The 17,924-nt window shown below is 74.8% G+C and carries 17 protein-coding genes; 10 read left to right on the forward strand and 7 right to left on the reverse strand.

Going from position 1 to position 17,924, the window contains the following annotated elements; translation table 11 throughout:
* Nucleotides 1-121 precede the first annotated feature (121 nt).
* The 8 genes from ACIRG9_RS19565 to ACIRG9_RS19600 all read left to right on the forward strand — a co-directional run bounded on the left by ACIRG9_RS19565 (nucleotide 122) and on the right by ACIRG9_RS19600 (nucleotide 8,809).
* Nucleotides 122-1,813 (forward strand): HAD-IIIA family hydrolase, encoded by a 1,692-nt coding sequence (locus tag ACIRG9_RS19565; RefSeq protein WP_402857430.1) that lies wholly within the window; start codon nucleotides 122-124, stop codon nucleotides 1,811-1,813.
* Nucleotides 1,810-2,784 carry a glycosyltransferase gene (locus ACIRG9_RS19570; RefSeq protein WP_402857432.1) on the forward strand — a complete coding sequence of 325 codons (975 nt, stop codon included), beginning with the start codon at nucleotides 1,810-1,812 and terminating at the stop codon, nucleotides 2,782-2,784. The genes ACIRG9_RS19565 and ACIRG9_RS19570 overlap by 4 nt, the downstream gene beginning before the upstream one ends.
* On the forward strand, nucleotides 2,769-3,986 hold the full coding sequence (locus tag ACIRG9_RS19575) for a glycosyltransferase (protein WP_402857434.1): 1,218 nt from the start codon (nucleotides 2,769-2,771) through the stop codon (nucleotides 3,984-3,986). Before ACIRG9_RS19570 ends, ACIRG9_RS19575 begins: the two co-directional genes overlap by 16 nt.
* Nucleotides 3,986-4,672, forward strand: a complete 687-nt coding sequence (locus tag ACIRG9_RS19580) for an SIS domain-containing protein (protein ID WP_402857436.1) — start codon at nucleotides 3,986-3,988, stop codon at nucleotides 4,670-4,672. The genes ACIRG9_RS19575 and ACIRG9_RS19580 overlap by 1 nt, the downstream gene beginning before the upstream one ends.
* An 11-nt stretch (nucleotides 4,673-4,683) precedes the next feature.
* On the forward strand, nucleotides 4,684-6,099 hold the full coding sequence (locus tag ACIRG9_RS19585; RefSeq protein WP_402857438.1) for a PfkB family carbohydrate kinase: 1,416 nt from the start codon (nucleotides 4,684-4,686) through the stop codon (nucleotides 6,097-6,099).
* A 76-nt stretch (nucleotides 6,100-6,175) separates the two neighbouring features.
* Nucleotides 6,176-6,877: an SDR family oxidoreductase gene (locus ACIRG9_RS19590; RefSeq protein WP_402857440.1), complete on the forward strand. Its 702-nt coding sequence runs from the start codon at nucleotides 6,176-6,178 to the stop codon at nucleotides 6,875-6,877.
* Nucleotides 6,874-7,839, forward strand: a complete 966-nt coding sequence (locus tag ACIRG9_RS19595; protein WP_402857442.1) for a glycosyltransferase family 9 protein — start codon at nucleotides 6,874-6,876, stop codon at nucleotides 7,837-7,839. Before ACIRG9_RS19590 ends, ACIRG9_RS19595 begins: the two co-directional genes overlap by 4 nt.
* Complete coding sequence (locus tag ACIRG9_RS19600; protein WP_402857444.1) at nucleotides 7,823-8,809, forward strand: DNA topoisomerase IB; 987 nt, start codon at nucleotides 7,823-7,825, stop codon at nucleotides 8,807-8,809. Before ACIRG9_RS19595 ends, ACIRG9_RS19600 begins: the two co-directional genes overlap by 17 nt.
* Before the next feature lie 200 nt (nucleotides 8,810-9,009).
* On the opposite strand, the gene ACIRG9_RS19605 is transcribed toward ACIRG9_RS19600, so the two are convergent.
* The 6 genes from ACIRG9_RS19605 to ACIRG9_RS19630 all read right to left on the reverse strand — a co-directional run bounded on the left by ACIRG9_RS19605 (nucleotide 9,010) and on the right by ACIRG9_RS19630 (nucleotide 15,039).
* Nucleotides 9,010-10,053 carry a helix-turn-helix domain-containing protein gene (locus ACIRG9_RS19605; protein WP_402857446.1) on the reverse strand — a complete coding sequence of 348 codons (1,044 nt, stop codon included), beginning with the start codon at nucleotides 10,051-10,053 and terminating at the stop codon, nucleotides 9,010-9,012.
* A 130-nt stretch (nucleotides 10,054-10,183) separates the two neighbouring features.
* On the reverse strand, nucleotides 10,184-10,687 hold the full coding sequence (locus ACIRG9_RS19610) for a hypothetical protein (RefSeq protein ID WP_402857448.1): 504 nt from the start codon (nucleotides 10,685-10,687) through the stop codon (nucleotides 10,184-10,186).
* A gap of 214 nt (nucleotides 10,688-10,901) precedes the next feature.
* Nucleotides 10,902-12,653, reverse strand: coding sequence for a hypothetical protein (locus ACIRG9_RS19615; protein WP_402857924.1), 1,752 nt, complete (start codon nucleotides 12,651-12,653; stop codon nucleotides 10,902-10,904).
* A gap of 89 nt (nucleotides 12,654-12,742) precedes the next feature.
* A complete protein-coding gene (locus ACIRG9_RS19620) occupies nucleotides 12,743-13,786 on the reverse strand; it encodes an ATP-binding protein (RefSeq protein WP_402857927.1) in 1,044 nt (347 codons plus the stop codon).
* A gap of 83 nt (nucleotides 13,787-13,869) precedes the next feature.
* Nucleotides 13,870-14,820 carry a TIGR03557 family F420-dependent LLM class oxidoreductase gene (locus ACIRG9_RS19625; protein WP_402857450.1) on the reverse strand — a complete coding sequence of 317 codons (951 nt, stop codon included), beginning with the start codon at nucleotides 14,818-14,820 and terminating at the stop codon, nucleotides 13,870-13,872.
* 96 nt (nucleotides 14,821-14,916) lie between these two features.
* On the reverse strand, nucleotides 14,917-15,039 hold the full coding sequence (locus ACIRG9_RS19630) for a hypothetical protein (RefSeq protein ID WP_402857452.1): 123 nt from the start codon (nucleotides 15,037-15,039) through the stop codon (nucleotides 14,917-14,919).
* A gap of 143 nt (nucleotides 15,040-15,182) precedes the next feature.
* On the opposite strand from ACIRG9_RS19630, the gene ACIRG9_RS19635 reads away from it, so the two are divergent.
* Nucleotides 15,183-16,685 carry a glycoside hydrolase family 3 protein gene (locus ACIRG9_RS19635; RefSeq protein WP_402857454.1) on the forward strand — a complete coding sequence of 501 codons (1,503 nt, stop codon included), beginning with the start codon at nucleotides 15,183-15,185 and terminating at the stop codon, nucleotides 16,683-16,685.
* Between the two features lie 34 nt (nucleotides 16,686-16,719).
* On the opposite strand, the gene ACIRG9_RS19640 is transcribed toward ACIRG9_RS19635, so the two are convergent.
* Nucleotides 16,720-17,007 carry a GNAT family N-acetyltransferase gene (locus ACIRG9_RS19640; protein WP_402857456.1) on the reverse strand — a complete coding sequence of 96 codons (288 nt, stop codon included), beginning with the start codon at nucleotides 17,005-17,007 and terminating at the stop codon, nucleotides 16,720-16,722.
* Between the two features lie 86 nt (nucleotides 17,008-17,093).
* Between ACIRG9_RS19640 and ACIRG9_RS19645 the strand changes: the two genes are divergently transcribed.
* On the forward strand, nucleotides 17,094-17,459 hold the full coding sequence (locus ACIRG9_RS19645) for a hypothetical protein (protein WP_402857458.1): 366 nt from the start codon (nucleotides 17,094-17,096) through the stop codon (nucleotides 17,457-17,459).
* Nucleotides 17,460-17,924 lie beyond the last annotated feature (465 nt).

Here is a 17,924-nt window from a genome sequence, read left to right on the forward strand (position 1 = left end):
CGGGGGCGGCGGGTATCGCCGGACCGGGCCGGCGTGGCGGGACCGGACTCGGCCGGCACCGGCGGAGGCGGCTCCGCCGAAGTTGATGTTTACTCCTCGGGGGGTCGGGAACCTCCCGCTCGTGCGACGGGACCACGAGCGGGATCAGTGCAGGTCGGCCCGGGTTGATCCGGCTGCTGACCGATTCCCGTCCGGTCTGTACGACGCGGTGCTGCTGGACCGGGACGGCACGCTGATCGAGGACGTGCCCTACAACGGCGACCCGGAGAAGGTCCGCCCCGTGCCCGGAGCGCGGGAGGCACTGGACCGGCTGCGGGCCGCCGGCCTGCGCCTGGCGGTGGTCAGCAACCAGTCCGGCCTGGCCCGGGGCTACTTCACCGCGGACCAGCTACGCCGGGTCAACGCCCGGGTGGAGGAACTGCTCGGACCGTTCGACAGCTGGCAGATCTGCCCGCACGGGGAGCCGGACGGCTGTGCCTGCCGCAAGCCCGCCCCGGGCCTGGTGCACTCCGCTGCCCACGCGCTGGACACCACGCCGACCCGGTGCGTTCTGGTCGGCGACATCGGCGCCGACATGATCGCCGCCGCCGCGGCCGGCGCCGCCGGCATCCTGGTACCCACCCCGGCCACCCGGCCGGCGGAGGTGACCGCCGCGCCCACGGTCGCCCGTGACCTGCCGGGCGCGGTCACGGAGATCCTGCGCCGGATCCGTCTGTCGGCCGCCCCGACCGCCGTGCCCCGACGCGGCACGGTCCTGGTGGCACGCAGCGACGCCGCCGGGGACGTGCTGGTCACCGGACCCGGTATCCGGGCGGTCGCGGCCAACGCCGAGCGGGTGGTGCTGCTCTGCGGACCGCGTGGCCGGGCCGCCGCCGAACTGCTGCCCGGCGTGGACGAGATCGTCGAGTGGCCGCTGCCCTGGATCGACGCCCCGGCCGGCGCGGTCGACCCGGCGGACCTGCGTCGACTCACCGACCGGCTCGCGGCGCTCGGCGCGGAGGAGGCGGTCGTCTTCACCTCGTTCCACCAGTCGGCGTTGCCCCTCGCCCTGCTGCTGCGGATGGCGGGGATACCCCGGATCAGCGCGATCAGCGACGACTACCCGGGCTCGCTGCTCGACGTCCGGCACCGGGTGCCGGTCGGCGTGCCGGAACCGGAGCGCGCGCTATCCCTCGCCGCCGCCGCCGGCTTCGCCCTGCCCGCCGGCGACGAGCCGGGCCTGCGGCTGCGCGTCGACCGGCTGCCACCCGCCCCGGCCGGGCCGGGGGAGCCGGGCTACGTCGTGCTGCACCCGGGCTCCTCGGTGGAGACCCGGGCCTGCCCGCCCGAACTGGCCGTCCGGATCGTCCGGGTGCTCAGCGCCGCCGGCTACCGGGTGGTGGTGACCGGGGGCCCGGACGAACGAGAGCTGACCGCCCGGGTCGCCGCCGCCGGCGGCCTCGACCTGGGCGGCTGCACCGGGCTCGGCGAGCTCGCCGCGGTGATCGCCCGGGCCGGCGCGCTGGTGGTCGGCAACACCGGACCGGCGCACCTGGCCGCCGCGCTCGGCGTGCCGGTGGTCAGCCTCTTCGCCCCCACCGTCCCGTTCGGACAGTGGGGGCCGTACCGGGTGCCGGCCGTCCGGCTCGGTGACGCCGGAGCGGCCTGCCGGAACACCCGGGCCACCCGCTGCCCGGTCCCCGGCCACCCCTGCCTCTCGGCCGTCGAGCCGGGACGGGTGCTGGAGGCGCTGCGCCTGCTCGGCGTACCCGCCGACGCGCCGGAGCCCCTGGTCTCGGGGCCGGCCGTGCCCGCCTGCGAGGTGGTGCGATGAACGTGCTGGTCTGGCACGTGCACGGCTCGTGGACCACGTCGTTCGTGCACGGCAAACACCGCTACCTGGTGCCGGTCACCCCGGACCGGGGCCCGTACGGCCTCGGCCGGGCGCGCACCTACCCGTGGCCGGACAACGCCGTCGAGGTGACCCCGCAGCAGTTGCGCCAGTCCGAGGTGGACGTGGTGCTGCTGCAGCGCCCGGAGGAGTTCGACCTGGCCTGCGAGTGGCTGGGCCGCCGGGTGGGCCGCGACGTGCCGGCGATCTACGTCGAGCACAACACCCCGAAGGGCGACGTGCCGAACACCCGGCACCCGATGGCCGGCCGGGACGACCTGCTGCTCACCCACGTCACCCACTTCAACGAGCTGTTCTGGGACAACGGCGGCAGCCGCACCGCCGTGGTCGAGCACGGGGTGGTCGCCCCGGACGTCGAGTGGACCGGCGAGCTGGACCGGCTCGCCGTCGTCATCAACGAGCCGGTGCGCCGCTGGCGGGTCACCGGCACCGACCTGCTGCATCGCTTCGCCGAGATCGCCCCGCTGGACGTCTACGGCATGGGGGTGGCCGGCCTGGCCGACCGGCTCGGCCTGCCACCGGAGCGGCTGGCCAGCCACGACGACGTGCCGCAGCACACCATGCACGCCGAGCTGGCGCGCCGACGGGCGTACCTGCACCTGTGCCGGTGGACCTCGCTCGGGCTGAGCCTGATCGAGGCGATGACCATCGGCATGCCGGTGGTGGCGTTGGCCACCACCGAGGCCGTGGAGGCGGTGCCGCCGTCCGCCGGCGCCCTGTCCACCCGGGTCGACGCGTTGCTGGACGCCGCCCGCGGCTTCGTCGACGACCCGGCGGCGGCCCGCCGGGCGGGCGCCGCCGCCCGGGCCGCGGCCCGGGACCGCTACGGCCTGGAGCGTTTCCTCGCCGACTGGGACCGGCTGCTGGAGGAGGAAGTATGCGCATCGCGATGATCTCGGAGCACGCCAGTCCGCTCGCCGTTCTCGGCGGCGAGGACGCCGGCGGCCAGAACACGCATGTCGCGGAGCTCTCCGCCGCGCTCGCGGCCGCCGGCCACGACGTCCGCGTCTACACCCGGCGCGACGCCGTGGACCTGCCGGTGACGGTCCGTGCCCCGGACGGCTACGACGTGGTGCACGCGCCCGCCGGGCCGGCCGAGCCGGTCGCCAAGGACGACCTGTTGCCGTACATGCCCGCGTTCGGGGAGTGGCTCGCCGAGCGGTGGCGGGTCGACGACTGGCAGCCCGAGGTGGTCCACGCGCACTTCTGGATGAGCGGCCTCGCGGCCCTCGCCGCCGGCCGGCGCACCGGGGTGCCGGTGGTGCAGACGTACCACGCGCTCGGCACGGTCAAGCGACGCCACCAGGGCACCCAGGACACCAGCCCGCCGGGCCGGATCGGGCACGAACGGGAGTTGGGCCGCTCGGTCGACCGGGTGGTGGCACAGTGCCAGGACGAGGTCGCCGAGCTGGTCCGGATGGGCGTGCCCCGATCCCGGATCACCGTCGTCCCGTCCGGGGTGAACCTGGCCACCTTCGCCCCGCTCGGCCCGGTCGCCGAGCGCGACGGCACCCGGCCACGCATCCTCACCGTCGGACGGCTGGTGGAACGCAAGGGCTTCCAGGACGTCATCCGGGCCACCGCGCTGGTCCCCGACGCCGAGTGCGTGGTGGTGGGCGGGCCGCCGGCCGGGTTACTGGAGACCGACGCGTACGCGCTGCGGCTGCGGGCGCTCGCCGGGTCCTGCGGGATCGCCGACCGGGTCAAGCTGATCGGCGCGGTGCCCCGCGAGGAGATGGGTCGCTGGTACCGCTCGGCGGACGTGCTGGTCGCCGCGCCCTGGTACGAACCGTTCGGGCTCACCCCGCTGGAGGCGATGGCGTGCGGCGTACCGGTGATCGGCACCGCGGTCGGCGGCCTGATCGACACGGTGGTGCCCGGCCGGACCGGCGACCTGGTGCCAGCCCGGGACCCCGAGGCGCTCGGCGCCGCGATCCGCCGGCTGTTCGGCGACCGCATCCGTCGCTTCGCGTACGCGACGGCGGCGCTGGACCGGGCCCGCACCCACTACTCCTGGTCAACCACCGCCGAGCGGCTCGCCGGGGTGTACGGCGAGGTGACCGCCGTGCGCCGGCGCACCCGGGTGGTCGCCTGATGGCGGCGACGGACTCCGGCGGGACGGTGCTGGAGGACCACCTGACCCAGCTCGCCGCCGCGCTGCTGCCGCTGCGCCGGTCGGAGCAGCTGCTGGCCCGCTGGGGCGGGGAGCTGGCGCACCGGCTGGCCGCCGGTGGGCGGCTGCTGGTGGCCGGCAACGGGGGCAGCGCCGCCGAGGCGCAGCACCTCACCGCGGAACTGGTCGGCAAGCTCCGCGACGACCGGGAACCGCTCTCCGCCATCGCGCTGCACGCGGAGACCTCCGCGCTGACCGCGATCGGTAACGACTACGGCTTTCCGGAGGTGTTCGCCCGCCAGGTCCGGGCCCACGGCCGCCCCGACGACATCCTCCTGCTCATGTCCACCAGCGGCGCCAGCGCCAACCTGCTCGCCGCGGTCCGCGCCGGACGGGAGCACGGGTTGCGCTGCTGGGGCTTCACCGGCCCGGCCCCGAACCCACTCGCGGAGGCCTGCCACGAGAGCCTCGCCGTCGACTCGCCGGAGAGCCAGGTGGTGCAGGAGCTGCACCTGGTCGCCACCCACGTGCTCTGCGAGTACGTCGACCGGGCACTGCTGGCCGCGCTCGCCACGGCGGCGGCGGACCGGGGGCCGGCCGGTCCGGTGCGTACCGGCGTCGAGGTGGTGCTCGGGAACGCCGCCGGTCGGGAGGTGCAGGCCGGATGAGGAGGTCGAGCGTGACGGGACCTGTGGTGGTGCTCGGTGACATCCTGCTGGACCGGGACGTCGAGGGCGTGGTGAACCGGCTCTGCCCGGACTCCCCGGTGCCGGTGCTCGACGAGACCACGTACGTCGACCGCCCGGGCGGCGCCGGCCTGGCCGCCGTCTTCGCCGCCGCCGGGGGCGCCGAGGTCGCGCTGGTCACCGCGGTCGCCGACGACGTGGGCGGGGCTCGGCTCGGCACCCTGCTCGCCGCCGCCGGCGTGCAGCTCTACGCGCTGCCGCTGGCCGGGGCCACCCCGGAGAAGATCCGGCTGCGGGCCCGGGGCCGGGTGCTGCTTCGCCACGACCGGGGCGGGCCGGCCAGCCCGCCCGGCGAGCCGAGCGACGCGGTGCTGCGGCTGCTCGCCAACGCCTCCGCCGTGCTGGTCAGCGACTACGGCCGGGGCGTGGCGCGGCAGCCGGCGCTGCGGGCCGCCCTCGCCGCCACCCGTGCGCCGGTGGTCTGGGATCCGCACCCGCGCGGCCCGACCGCGGTGCCAGGGGTGCACCTGATCACCCCGAACGAGCCCGAGGCGCGCGAGCTGGCCAAGGTGCGGCCGGACGCCTCCCGGCTGGTCACCGCGTCCCGCAGCGCCCAGGCACTGCGCGAACGGTGGCGGGCCGGCGCGGTGGCGGTGACCCTGGGCGGGGACGGCGCGCTGCTCTGCCACGCCGGCTCCACCCCGCTGGTGGTGCCGGCCCCGACCAGCGCCGAGGGAGACACCTGCGGGGCCGGCGACCGGTTCGCCGCGGCGGCGACCCTCGCCCTGGCCGGGGGCGCACTGGTCTCCGAGGCGGTGCAGGAGTCGGTCGCCGAGGCGTCCGCGTACGTGGCCGGCGGCGGAGTGGCCGCCGCGCTGCCCGCCCCGGTGCGGGCCGCCGCGCCGGCGACGGTCACCGGCGGCGGGGCGCGGATCGGCGCGGCCGCCGCCGGCGCGGTGATCGCCGAGGTACGCGCCGCCGGCGGCACCGTCGTCGCCACCGGTGGCTGCTTCGACCTGCTTCACGCCGGCCACGTGGCGACCCTGCAGGCGGCCCGGCAGCTCGGCGACTGCCTCGTGGTCTGCCTCAACTCCGACGCCAGCGTGGCCGGGTTGAAGGGACCGGGGCGGCCGGTGGTGCCGCAGGGCGATCGCAGCCGGCTGCTCGCCGCGCTGGGCTGCGTGGACGCCGTGCTGGTCTTCGACGAGTCCACCCCGCACGCGGCGCTGTCCTGGCTGCGCCCGGACATCTGGGTCAAGGGTGGCGACTACGCCACCGGCGGCGGCGACGAGACCCTCCCCGAGGCGGAGATCCTGGCCCGTTGGGGCGGGCACACGGTGGTCGTGCCGTACCTGGACGGCCGGTCCACCACCGACATGATCGCGGCGGCGGCGGAGGGAGCACGATGAGCGGGCGTCAGCGAGCGAATCATCGCTGCACTGCCGTGGTGCCTCATCCCGACGCCGAGCGGAGCGAGGGGGCGGCATGAGCAGCAGTCCACCCGGGGCCGGGCCGACCGTCCTGGTCACCGGCGGGTCGAGCGGGCTGGGCGCCGCGGTGGTCGTCGCGGTGGCCCGCGCCGGGGGCCGGCCCCTGGTCCTGGACCGGCAGCGGCCCGGCGACGGGGTGCCATGGGTCGAGTGCGACCTGGCCGACACCCGGGCCGCCGAGGCGGCCACCCGCGAACTCGCGGAACGCTCCGGCGGCCTGGACGCCGTGGTCACGGCTGCCGGCGTGGACGTGCCGGGGAAGCTGGTCGACGTCCCGGCCCAGACCTGGGAACGGGTCGTCACGGTCGACCTGCTCGCCACGGCGGCGGTGATCCGGGCCGCCCTGCCCTTCCTGGAGGCGTCCCGGGGCAGCATCGTCACCATCGCCTCCACGCTCGGCGTCAAGGCGGTCAGCGACGCCACCGCGTACTGCGCGGCGAAGTTCGGGGTGGTCGGCTTCACCCGGGCGCTCGCCGCCGAACTGGCCGGCGCGGTCGGCGTCACCCTGCTGATTCCGGGCGGTATGCGCACCGCCTTCTTCGACGCGCGGGACGAGCAGTACCGCCCCGGCCCGGACGCCGTGCTCAACGAGCCCGCCGACACCGCCGCCGCGGTCATGTTCGCGCTCTCCCAGCCGCCCGGCTGCGCGGTACGCGAGATGGTGGTCTGCGCCGAGCAGGAGTCGTCGTACCCGTGATCCTGGTGCTGCGGGCGCTCGGGGTCGGCGACCTGGCGACGGCCGTGCCGGCGCTGCGCGGCCTGCGGGCCGGCTTCCCCGGCCGGGAGCTGGTGCTGGCCGCGCCGGGCTGGCTGGCGCCGCTGGTCGACCTGGTCGGCGTGGTCGACCGGGTGCTGCCCACCGACGGCCTGGCCGACCGGGCGACCTGGCCGGTCCCGCCGCCGGAGGTGGCGGTCAACCTGCACGGCCGGGGTCCGCGGTCGCACCGGATGCTCACCGCCACCCGGCCCGGCCGGCTGCTGGCGTTCGCCCACCCCGACGCCGGGCCCGCCGGCGGCCCGGCCTGGGACGACGACGAGCACGAGGTCCGCCGCTGGTGCCGGCTGCTGCACTGGTACGACCTGCCGGCCGACCCGACCGACCTGGCGCTGCGCCGCCCGCCCGCGACCGGATCCCCGGCCGGCGCGACCGTGCTGCACCCGGGCAGCAAGATCCCCGCGAAGCGCTGGCCGGCGGAGCGCTTCGCCGCGCTCGCGCGGGCGCTGACCGACCAGGGGCACCGGGTGGTGCTCACCGGCTCCGCCGACGAGCGGGACCTCGCCCATCGGGTCGCCCGGGAGGCCGGGCTGCCGCCGGACGCCGTGCTCGCCGGCCGGACCGACCTGGCCGCACTGGCCGCGCTGGTGGCCGATGCCCGGCTGGTGGTCAGCGGGGACACCGGGGTGGCCCATCTGGCCACCGGGTACGGCATCGCCTCGGTGGTGCTCTTCGGCCCGGTGCCGCCCGAGCACTGGGGGCCACCGGCGGACCGCCCCCGGCACCGGGTGCTCGGGGCCGGGCACCGGGTGCGGCTCGACCGGGACCGCGCCGGCGCGGAAGCCACCCACCCGCGCCTGGCGGCCATCCCGGTCGACGAGGTGCTGGCCGCCGTTGGCGAGGCGGAACGGGCTGTGCGGGTCTCCGGTGCGGTTGCGGCGTAGCGATCCGGGCCGGCCGGGGTACGGACGCCGGCGGCGCGGGAAGGGCTGGCTCTTCGTCGACCCGAAGGGCGAGTCGGTCCGCGACCTCGACGAGCTCGCCCGGCTGCGCGGCCTCGTCATCCCGCCGGCCTGGCGCGACGTCTGGATCTCCCCGCACCGGAACGGGCACATCCAGGCCACCGGCGTCGACGCGGCCGGGCGCAAGCAGTACCTCTATCACCCGCGGTGGCGCCAGCTTCGGGACGAGGCCAAGTTCGACCACGTGCTGGAGGTGGCCCACCGGCTGCCGATGCTGCGCGACCGGGTCGGCCACGACCTGGCGCTGCGTGGGCTACGGCGGGAGCGGGTCCTCGCCACCGTCGCCCGGCTGCTCGACATGGGCACGTTCCGGGTCGGCAACGACCAGTACGCGACCGGGGACGACCCCACGTTCGGGGTGTCCACGCTGCGCCCCGAGCACGCCCGTTCCCGGGCCGGCTGCGTGGTCTTCGAGTTTCCGGCGAAGGGTGGCGTCGAGCAGGTACGCCGGATCGAGGACCCCGAGCTGTGCCAGGTACTGACCAACCTGCGCCGCCAGCGGCGGGCCGAGGAGCGGCTGTTCGGCTACTGGGACGGCCGCACCTGGCGGGACGTCCGCAGCGACGAGGTGAACGACTATCTGCGCGACGCCAGCGGCGGGGAGATGACCGCGAAGGACTTCCGTACCTGGCACGCCACGGTGCTGGCCGCCACCGAGCTGGCGACGGCCGGCGCGCAGCGATCCGTGGCCGCCCGCAAGCGGGCGGTGGCCGGGGTGATGCGTTCGGTTGCCGAGCTGCTCGGCAACACGCCGACCGTGGCTCGTACGTCCTACGTGGACCCGCGGGTGGTGGACCTCTACCACGACGGTGTGGTCGTTCCGGTGGAGGCGGAGATGCCGCGGGAGGCGGTGGAGAAGGCCGTGCTGGTGTTGTTGAAGGAGGAAAGCTGACCGACCCCGTCGTCGGTGCTGGGGGAGACCACGACGGGGTCGGAGGCCGGGTGGCCGTGGACGGCCGGTGGCGACGGGGGGCTTCGCCGGCACGAACGGCAGCGGCACCGGGCGGCCGCCCGCGACGGAAGGGTCGCGAGCGCCTCGCCACGGTCCCCCGATACCACTGGGCCGGGTCGGTTTCCCGACGCGGCCCGCAATCAGTATGTCGGCTCCGAGTTGACCAGGGATGCCGCCGTGTTGACGATGCGTGCCTGTTCCAGGCGCTGCGCCCGGTAGGCCTGCGGCGTCTCCTCGTGCGCGGCCCGGAACGCCCGGCTGAAGTGTGCCTTGTCCCGGAAGCCCCAGCGTCCGGCGATCGCCTGGATGGGCTGGTCCCGCAGGGCCGGGTCGGCGAGGTCGCGGCGGCAGCGTTCCAGGCGCTGGTCCCGGATGTACGCCGCGACGGTGGTCTCCTCCGCCTCGAAGAGCCGGTGCAGCGACCGGACCGAGATGTGGTGCACGTCCGCGATGTGCTGGGGGCTCAGCGTCACGTCGCCCAGGTGCTGGCGGATGTGGGCGCGCACCTGGGTCAGCAGGGCGCGCCGGCGTACCTCGGTGGGCACCGCGTCCGTGGAGAACAGGTGCCGGCCGAGCATGGTGGAGAGCAGATCGAGGCCGATTCCGGCCAGCCGCTCGGCGTCCACGGCGTGATACTGCTCGGGATTGCCGGTGAGTTGGATGAGATAGTTCGCCAGCAGCGCGCCGACCCCCTCGGTGCCGGACATCCGGCCGGCGAACAGCGGGGCGAGCCGGCGGTGGGACAGCGGCAGCGCGTCGTACGGGACGAACACGACGATCGAGCTGGCGGGTTCCCGCCCGTTGTCGTCGCCGCGGTGGCTGAGCTCCTGTGGGCGGGCGCAGTCGTAGAAGGTGAAGTCGCCGGGGCGGCAGACGCCGCGTTGCCCGTCCTGGTCCGCGATGCCGGTGCCGGTCAGGGTCAGCGCGAGCAGGTAGTAGTCCGCTTCGGAGCGCTGGATCAGCTTCCGGGTCCGGATCCCGTCCAGCGAGGGGTAGCGGTGGCGGATTAGTTGTATCGGTCCCAGATCGAGGAACTCCGCCCGCGCGACGAAATCATCGGCGTGCTCGGTGCGGATCCGCATCAGCGCGGGCGTGTGCGCGAGCATGTCCAACCACGCCCCGAAGCGGTCGCGCGGGGGCGCGTACGTCGTGTCGAAGATCTGCCGATTCAGTAATGCGTCCATTGCCGGCCCCTGTGCTCGTCCTACATGCGGATCACGCCCCACGGGCTGACAAGGCGGCAGCCGTGGGGCGTCAGATATCCGTCATTGACGGCAATGATTGCTTCTGCTATTTGCGCGCTCGGATCCGGGGTCAGTCGTTCAGCACCTGGGCCAGCCGGTCCCGGAAGCGCCGCTCCGAGTCGCTGACCACGTCGCCGCCGAGTCCCAGGAGGCCGCCGCTGACGGCCGCGCCCACCACCTGCTCGGCGATCTCCACCAACCAGTGCCGGTACGCGCCGGCCTGCCCCTCGTCCACCTTGCCGGCCAGCAGGGCCGATGCCTTGGCGACCCGGTCGAGCACGTCGTCGATCAGCGCCTGCGGGTCGGCGGGCGCGACGACCGGCAGCTCCGCGCCGACCTCCGGGTCGCCCACCCGCGAGACGACCTCACCGGCCACGGCGGCCACCAGCGGGCTGGCCGACTCGCGTCCCGCGGCGATGGCCTCCAGGCCGGCGGCGCCCTCGGCCATGGTGCGCCGGGTTCCGTCGGACTCGGCCGCACTCGCTGCGCCGAGGACGGACTGCGGCAGCCCGACCAGCAGCCCCCACTCCTCGTCGGAGAAACCGAACCCGCTGTACGCCGGCTGCTCGATCACGATCAGGCCCCTTTCGCGCTGGTCGTCGTTGTCGACAGGCACCGCGTCGGTGCCCGGGTCAGGCTAGTCCCTCGTCAACAGGCCCTGTTCGGACACCGGACGGCGTGGACAGTTTCAACGGATCCGCAGGTACCCCCGGCGATTGCGGCCGAAACCGGGCCGGGTGTTGACGCGCCACCTCGGCCGGGACGGCTGAGCCGCCCGGGCCGACAGGTCAGCTCATCCAGAACACCGGGCCACGCGGCGAGAAGGGCAGCCGGGCGCCGCGCGGCACCAGAAACGCGTGGTCGCGGCGGATCCGCAGCACGTCGCACTCGCCGTCGGTGATCACGAGGATCGGGCCGTCCGCCGGAAAGTCGTCAGCATGCTCCAGCAGGCGTACGCCGGGTTGCAACACGGTGCCGCCACGACCGCGTACCCGCACCCGGCCGGCGATCTCCTCCACCGGGAGATAGCCGGCGTCGTACGCCACCGCATCGCAGAACACCACCCGTGCCGCGGGCACGTCACGGGCCGTCGCGTACGCGGCGACCGCGCCGAGGGCCCGCCCCAGCAGCCGGATGCCCATCGACCCCGAGGTGTCCAGCAGCACGCCGAAGGTCGGCCGGCGGTCCTCCTCGTCGTGCCGGTGCCAACCGGGGCGCGGGATACCCGGGCTGGCCGCCTGCCGGCGCGAGGGCCGGGCGTACGACCGCCGCCGCTCCCGCGCCGGGAAGCGTTCGTCGAACCAGCGGGCCAGTTGCACGTCCCACGGCGGCGGCGGTTCGTCCAGCACCCGGATCTCGGCGACCAGCCCGGCCGGGAGCAACCCACGCCCGGACGACTGGTGGTACCGCAGGCCGCTGGTCAACGCCCGGCGGTAGTACTCGTCCAGGTCGACCCCGCGCCGGGCCTCGCCCGGCCCGGGCGCACCATGGCCCAGGATGTCGCCCCGCCCCGGGCCGCAGAGGGTGGCCAGCTTGCGATAGCGGCGCAGGTCGGTGGCGAGCCGGTCGTACACCGCCTCGCTCGACAGGCCGCGCAGTTGCGGGTCGTACAGCAGACCGTCGGGCATCTCACCGACCGCCATCTCCACCAACCAGCCGTTGATCACGAAGTCGGTGGCGACGTTCCACAGGTACGGGTCCCGGTGCGCCACGCGGTCGCCGTGCCGCAGCGCGGCGTGCAGCATCTCGTGCGCCAGCACGAAGCGGCATTGCTCCTCCGACAGCACCCGCAGCGGGTTGACGTAGATCTCCCCGGCGTTCGGCTCGACGGCGGCGACCGCGATGTCCCAGGAGCGGGCGAGCTCCACGTCGGAGACGATGCGGAATCCGGCGGCGAGCGCCCCGAGCAGCGGGTACGACGAGACGAACCAGCGTCGTGCCCGCTCCCAGGGATTGTCCCGGACCGTCCCGTCCGGCCCCGGCTTCGGCGCGCCCGCCGCCTCCACGGCTGCGGTGGCCGCCGCCGCCAGCCCCACGGCGAAGCGCTCCGGCCAGGTCTGCCACCGGGTGCCGGCGAAGGGCGGGCCGGCCCAGCGCTGGGCCGGCGCGAACCGCCGGACCAGGTCCGGTCCCTGCCCGCCGACGCCGCAGGCGAGGTACTCCGGCGGGACGCCGCGCTGGCGCCAGTCGGCGGCCAGCCGCTCCTCGGTGCCACCGGGCAACGGGGTGGGCAGCGGACGTGGCGGCCGGCCGAGCCGCGCGTCGAGCTGGAAGCGGGCCACCGCCAGGCAGGCAGCCGCCGTTGCGGCGGGATCGCTCTGGCCGTCCCGGTCCGCGTCGAGGTGGCCGAAGCCGAGGTGCAGCAGGCAGTGGGTGATCACCCAGTACCACTCCTCGGTGTCGGCGCGCCGTCGCCGGTCGACCACGATCTCCCCGTCGCCGGCCACCCGGGCCCAGCCCTGCGCCTCCGCCAGCTCCTCGTCGTCGAGCCAGCGGATCCGCGCGCTCGGGTACCCGTCGCAGAGCAGCGACCGGAACATCGGATGGCCGTACGTCCGCTTCTCGGCCTGGGTGAACGCCTCCTCGTTCGGGTCCGGCCGACGGGCGGCGCGACGTCGGGTGGCCACGGTCAGGCCCGGGCCGCGACCAGTCGGGGCAGGTCCCGGGTCACCTCGACCAGGAACCAGGCCGGCAGCACCGGCATCCCGTCATCATCGGCGGCGACGACCAGCTGGGCGCACTCCAGGGAGATCTCGGCGAGCTCCACCAGCAGCCCCTTCGCCCGCATCGAGAAGTTCCGGACGGCTGGGGAGGCATGCTCCCGGGAAGCCGGCAACTCCTTGACCAGCCGCGCCCGGAACGCCTGGGCGAAGAAGTAGAGCAGGTCCCGGTCCTGTGTGGCGCGCGGCCAGCCGGCGTCGCCGCGCACGATGGCGTCGAGACCGTAGCGGTGGCGCACGGTCTTGACGTACGCGGTGAAGCCGGCCGCGTGTTCCCCGGTGAGGGTGCCGCCGGCCAGCAGCCGCACCGTCGCCTCGTCGGCGTCGTCACCGAAGGAGTGCAGCGCGTCGGAGAGCATGTGCCAACTGCGTGGGGTGGAGAAGGCCTCCTCCGTCTTCGGCGGGGCCACCCAGAGCTGGTCGGGGCGCTCGGTCAGGTAGTCCACCACCCATGGGTGCACCCCGGCGCCGGCCGCCCAGGCCAGCCAGTCGGTGGGCGAGGCGCGCAGGTGCACGTGCACCAGCCGGTTCACAAGCGCCGACGCCATCGGCCGGGCCAGCGCATTGTCGGTGGCGCGGTTGCCGGCACCGATCACGATAGAGCCGGCCGGCAGTTCGTACGAGCCGATCCGGCGGTCGAGGATCAGCGAGTAGAAGGCCTTCTGGACCTCGGGACTGGAGGAGTTGAGCTCGTCGAGGAAGAGACAGTACGCGTCATCGCGGGCGATCGACTCCGGCGGTGCGAACCGGCTGCGCCCGTCGCGCAGCTCGGGCACCCCGATCAGGTCCTCTGCGGCGAGCTGGGTGCCGACCAGGGGCACGCAGGGCAGTCCGAGCGAGTCGGCGAACGCTCGTACCAGCGAACTCTTGCCGATGCCGGGGGGACCCCAGACGAAGACGGGCCGGACGACCGCGACGTGCAGCAGCAGGGTGGGTAGTTCGGCCGGGGTCACCGTGAGGGCGGAGTGCACGCCGACCATGGTCGGGCCGAGGTGAGTCCGCCGCATCCGAATATCGGCTTCCCGGCTGGGCCTGCTCACCGTAGCCGGGGCAGCACCTCGCGCTGATAGAGGTCGATCAGGCCCTGCCAGTTGGGGCCGGTGTTGGTCACGTAGACCTCGTCGAAGCCGGCCTGCGCGTACTTGTCGATCATCTCCAGGTGGGCGTCCGGGTTCTTGCCGCAGACGAAGAACTCCTTCATCATCTCCGGCCGCACCAGCTGCGCGGCCTGCTCGAAGTGCCGCGGCGACGCCAGCACCCGGGACAGCTCGCCCGGCAGGCCCTCGTTCGGCCACTTCTCGTACGCGAGCCGCACGCCCTCGGCCTCGCTGTCGGCGTACGCCGCCTTGAAGGCGGCCTGGCACGGCTTGTCGCCGCCGCCGTTGTCCCGGAAGCGGCGGACCATCTCCGGGTCGGGTTTGACGCTGATGTAGCCGTCGCCGATCCGGGCCGCCAGGTCGATGGACTTCGGGCCGAACCCGGAGACGTAGATCGGCGGGGGAGCGTCCGGGAGGGTGTAGACCCGGGCGTGCTGGACGGTGTAGTGCTCCCCGTAGTGGTTGACGAAGCGTCCCCGCCACAGTTGGCGGATCACCTCCACCGCCTCCTCCAGCATCCGCAGCCGGACGTCGGTCTGCGGCCAGGGGCCGCCGAGGATGTGTTCGTTCAGCGCCTCGCCGCTGCCGACGCCGAGCACGAACCGGCCGGAGTGCAGCACCGCGCTGGTGGCCGCGGCCTGGGCGATCACCGCCGGGTGCAGGCGCACCGTGGGGCAGGTGACCGCCGTGGTCACCGGCAGCGAGCAGACTTGGCTCAGCGCGCCGATCGTGGACCAGACGAACGAGCTCTGACCCTGGGCGTCGACCCAGGGGTGGTAGTGGTCGGAGATCCACAGTGCCGCGAAGCCGGCCCGCTCGGCGGCGCGGGCCTGCGCCAGCAACTCCGCCGGGGCGTACTCCTCGCTGGACAGGAAATAGCCGATCCGCATCGCTCCCCCTCGCCGCGTCCGTGACCGGGCGGTCCGTCCGGCCGACGACAGCCGTACCCGGAAGGTGCCGGCCCGAACGCCGTGCGCGGCGTGCGATCAGCGGCGGAACATCGCGCGGATCGCGATCAGCAGGAACAGGCCGCCGACCACCAGGCCGAGCAGGCGTACGCCGGGGATGTCCGCGGCGGAGGTGGCGTCGGCGAGCAGCGTGGGGGACATGCTCGCACTCTCGCACGGTCGGTCCGGGTGCGCCAGGCGCTAACAGTAAGGATTGTTGACTATTACTGGGTCGCGATGTGAACATTGGCAGCACCGCCGCCGGCGGCCGGACCGTGGGAAAAAAGACGGGGGTACTGCAGCGCATGAGCGAGCGGATTGTGGGAGCGACCGGAGACCTGGCGGCCCTCGCCGCCGCCGTCCTGCAACCCGGGTTCGTCGGCACCACCCCGCCGCCCTGGGTGCACCGGTGGCTCGGCGAGGGGCTCGGATCGGTGGTCCTCTTCGCCCGCAACGTCGCCGACCACGACCAGGTCGCCGCGCTCACCGCGGCCCTGCGCGCCGAGCGGCCCGACGTCATCGTCGCGATCGACGAGGAGGCCGGTGACGTCACCCGGATCGAGTCGGCCCGGGGCAGCTCGCGGCCCGGCAACTTCGCCCTCGGCGCGGTCGACGACGAGGCGCTGACCGAGGAGGTCGCCCGCGACCTGGGCACCGAGCTGGCCGCCCTGGGCGTCACCCTCAACTACGCCCCGGACGCCGACGTCAACTCCAACCCGGCCAACCCGGTCATCGGGGTCCGTTCGTTCGGCGCCGACCCGGCGCTGGTGGCCCGGCACACCGCCGCCTGGGTACGCGGACTCCAGGCCGGCGGGGTGGCCGCCTGCGCCAAGCACTTCCCCGGCCACGGCGACACCCACGTCGACTCGCACCACGACCTGCCCCGCATCGACGGCGACCGGGCCCGGCTGGACGCCGTGGAGCTGGCCCCGTTCCGGGCCGCGGTGGCCGCCGGGGCGCAGGCGGTGATGACCGGGCACCTGCTGGTGCCGGCGCTGGACCCGGAGCTGCCGGCCACGCTCAGCCCACGCATCCTGGGCGGCCTGCTCCGCGACGAGCTGGGCTTCCAGGGTGCGGTGGTGACCGACGCGGTGGAGATGCGGGCGGTCGCCGACCGGTACGGCTTCCCCGGAGCGGCGGTCCGCGCCCTCGCCGCCGGGGCGGACGCCATCTGCGTGGGCGGAGAGCGGGCCACCGAGGCGGACGCGATCGAGCTGCGCGACGCCATCGTCGCGGCGGTGGTCGCCGGCCACCTGCCGGAGGAACGGCTGGCCGAGGCGGCGAAGCGGGTCGGCCAGCTCGCCGCCTGGACCGTCGCCACCCGAGCCGGCCAGCCGGCAACCAGCCGGCCGGGTGACGTCTCGCTGGTCGGGCTGGCCGCCGCCCGGCGGGCCCTGCGGGTGGTCACCGGCCCGGCCGGGCTGCTGCCGCTGCCCGGCCCGGCGCACGTGGTGGAGTTCGTCCCGCCCCGCAACATCGCGATCGGCGCGGAGACCCCGTGGGGGATCGCCGCCCCGCTCGCCGACCTGGTGCCCGGCACCACCACCGTCCGCTACGCCGAGGACGACGCCGTGGCCGACCCGGCCGCCGCGGCGGCCGACCGTCCTCTCGTGCTGGTGGTGCGGGATCTGCACCGGCACGCCTGGATGCGGGACGCGGTGGCTCGTGCCCTGGCGGCCCGCCCGGACGCCGTGGTGGTCGAACTGGGCGTTCCCGAGCTGGTCACCGGCGCGGTGCACCTGGCCACCCACGGTGCCACCCGGGCCGCCGGGTACGCCGCGGCCGAACTTCTCACCGGCCCGCGCTGATCCGGAGCTCTCCGGCCGGTGATCGCGAATCCCGTCATGGCTCGGCGACCACCAGGTTGGCGTACTCGGGGTGACGCTCGATGAACGCGGCCACGAACGGGCACTTCGGCACCAGCCGGTCGCCGCGCTCGCGGAGCTGGTCCAGGGCGCTCCGGACCAGCGCCTCGCCGACGCCCATGCCCCGGTAACGCTGATCCACCTCGGTGTGCGTGAAGACCAGCACCTCGCCGCGCGGCTGATACGCCGTGAACCCGGCCAGCGCGTCGTCGACCAGGATCTCGAAGCGGCGCTCGGCGGGGTTCTCCTCGACCAGGAAGCTCACCGGGCCATTGTCTCCCCGGAGCCGGCCGGCCGGTCCGGTTCGGCCGGCAACCGGTCCACCTCTCCTCGCCTCGTACCCTTGGCCGGGTGACGAGCCGACCCGTATCCCCCTCGCTGACCTCCACCCGCCGCGTCGCCGGCCTGCTCGCCGGCCTCGCGTTCGGCGTCGCGCTGCTGGCCGGATGCGGCTCGGCGGGGGCCTCCACCGACTGCGGCCTGGACGCCTGCACGGTCACCTTCGACCGCGGTGTCGAGGCCCGCGCCAGCCTGCTCGGCGTCGAGGCGAAGCTGGTCGGCGTGGAGGGCGACCAGGTCACGGTGGAGGTGGCCGGGGAGCGCCTGTCGCTCACCACGGGCCAGCAGGCTACCGAGGCCGGCGGCTTCCAGGTGACCCTGGACAGCGTCACCAAGCAGCAGGTCGTGCTCCGGGTGACCCGCAACCCGAACGGCTGATCGCGCGGGCCGCGGCGGGTCGACGTTTGGAAGTCCGCCGGTCCGGAGATTGTGCCGCCGGAGACCGAGGTGCCCGACGACGCACGGGTCTTCGGCGGCAGCGACGACGGCGAGGCGCGCGGCGAGGTCTTAGCCGGCCGGGACGACCAGGCCCACCGCTGATCCCGTGGCTCCGTTGATCCCGTGGCTCCGTCGAGCCCTCAGCCGGCCGTCGAGGCACCGAACGCCGTGATGGCGAACCTGTCGCACCGCCGCGCCGGTCGGTCGGTGTCGCCGGTCGCGGAACATTCGCGTCGGCTGCGTTTGTTCCGCCGGTTTCAGGGGATCTGCTGGGCAAGCCCCGGTTCCGGTCCGCCTCGGGCGGCCGGGCGCCCGGTGGTGCGCGGCCGGACGAGGGTCGCTCCGCACAGGATTGACGGGCGGTGACTCCGGGCATACAGCGCGGTGATGAGGAAGGGGGGACAG

It is taken from the genome of Micromonospora sp. NPDC093277, assembly GCF_044765245.1.
GTDB lineage: Bacteria > Actinomycetota > Actinomycetes > Mycobacteriales > Micromonosporaceae > Micromonospora.

Excerpts from the sequence above, each read along its gene's own strand:
- ACIRG9_RS19570 (WP_402857432.1), top strand. The coding sequence starts at position 1,810 with ATGAACGTGCTGGTCTGGCACGTGCACGGCTCGTGGACCACGTCGTTC.
- ACIRG9_RS19575 (WP_402857434.1), top strand. The coding sequence starts at position 2,769 with ATGCGCATCGCGATGATCTCGGAGCACGCCAGTCCGCTCGCCGTTCTC.
- ACIRG9_RS19580 (WP_402857436.1), top strand. The coding sequence starts at position 3,986 with ATGGCGGCGACGGACTCCGGCGGGACGGTGCTGGAGGACCACCTGACC.
- ACIRG9_RS19590 (WP_402857440.1), top strand. The coding sequence starts at position 6,176 with ATGAGCAGCAGTCCACCCGGGGCCGGGCCGACCGTCCTGGTCACCGGC.
- ACIRG9_RS19605 (WP_402857446.1), bottom strand. The coding sequence starts at position 10,053 with ATGGACGCATTACTGAATCGGCAGATCTTCGACACGACGTACGCGCCC.
- ACIRG9_RS19615 (WP_402857924.1), bottom strand. The coding sequence starts at position 12,653 with ATGTTCCGGTCGCTGCTCTGCGACGGGTACCCGAGCGCGCGGATCCGC.
- ACIRG9_RS19625 (WP_402857450.1), bottom strand. The coding sequence starts at position 14,820 with ATGCGGATCGGCTATTTCCTGTCCAGCGAGGAGTACGCCCCGGCGGAG.
- ACIRG9_RS19630 (WP_402857452.1), bottom strand. The coding sequence starts at position 15,039 with ATGTCCCCCACGCTGCTCGCCGACGCCACCTCCGCCGCGGACATCCCC.
- ACIRG9_RS19635 (WP_402857454.1), top strand. The coding sequence starts at position 15,183 with ATGAGCGAGCGGATTGTGGGAGCGACCGGAGACCTGGCGGCCCTCGCC.